This is a genomic window from Aequorivita sediminis (assembly GCF_032080575.2).
In the GTDB taxonomy this organism is placed as follows: Bacteria; Bacteroidota; Bacteroidia; order Flavobacteriales; family Flavobacteriaceae; genus Aequorivita; species Aequorivita sediminis.
Genome location: NZ_JAVLSO020000028.1, coordinates 1 through 1,266 on the forward strand (window position 1 = coordinate 1; position 1,266 = coordinate 1,266).

Annotated in this window: 1 protein-coding gene; it reads right to left on the reverse strand. The window is 30.6% G+C overall.

Translation table 11 applies throughout. The features are described 5' to 3' along the window. Positions 1–218: 218 nt before the first annotated feature. A complete protein-coding gene (locus tag RT250_RS13470; protein ID WP_313115408.1) occupies positions 219–1,064 on the reverse strand; it encodes a hypothetical protein in 846 nt (281 codons plus the stop codon). Positions 1,065–1,266 lie beyond the last annotated feature (202 nt).

The following is a 1,266-nucleotide window of genomic DNA, read 5'->3' on the forward strand; positions in this document are numbered from 1 at the left end:
TTAAGATACAAATAACCAAGGCAGCATCTAAAGAGAGTGCAATGAGTTTTCAACAAACTTATTAAGTTTTGAGACAGTCTGACGGTCTCGTATAACCGTCAGTTACGGATTTAAAGTTACTAATTTTCGGTTAAGCACAGACGTTAGCAATTCCGAGTGGATTCGGACGCAGTCGAATCCGCCGTAATTGCGGTTATACATTGTTGCCAGTAGTTTTTTTATTCCGTCCAATTTTCTAATTCCTTTGTTTCTGGGTCATAAAAAAGTTCAATTCTATATTCTTCCTCGTATGGTTTTCCATTCCATTTTACAATGTCAAATTGTAGCTCTCTTAATTTTTTTCTTATCAGTCGAGTACACTTTCGGTGACTAAATGCGTACCAAAAATTTTCCCAATTATTCTCTAAATAAGGAACAAACTTAACCTTTTCAATTATTCCTTTTTTTCCGATTGTAACATAGTATTCGTCATCACATTCACAGTCGGTCAGCTTTTCCCAATTCAACTCTTTAATTGATTCGAAAATTTTTTTTGTTACCGTATCTTTTTCTAATCTTGAGATTCCATTTTTCAAGTCAACATAATTTTCAACAAGATCACTTTTTTTTAGATTGCCTTTTTTGAAATATAGAATTTCTTCTTTTTCATAAGTTCTGCTAAAAATTCCGTCCCATTTTAGCATTTTACCTTTTGGTATTATGAGATATTCAGAAAACCAATCTGCTTTGATTTTTCCGTTATTGAATTTTTTCGGAAATGAAGCTTTTAAAATTTCTTTACTGTATTTAGAATCTTTAATGTCAGTTAAATAAAGTTGGTTTTCTTTCAATTCCCATATTGCTTGAAATCCTCTCCACAAATTGGTTGAAATATATAATCCGTTTTCAAACTTTGAAATATTGTCCGTTAGATTTTGAAATTCCTTTTCAGTCAGTCCTTTTATTGGTAATTCATAAATGTAAATTGTATCATTCCCAATTTTTAGTAAATCAGGTAATTGAGGACTTGTTGCAAATACAAAATTTGAAATAAGAATTAAAAATATGGTGGTTAGTTTGTTCATTCAAATTACTGGCAACGTGTTTGTATATGGTTTGTTGCGTGGTTTAGCACGTAATTTAGCAAATAAAAACCGAATAGAAAATCCGCGAGGATTTTCGTAAGTAGGCTAGAACTAGCAATAAATTATATACGGCTTAAGTTTACAATTCATTAAATTTAGATATAAATCAGAAAGAACAAAAGAGAGGAATAAGGTTATTATA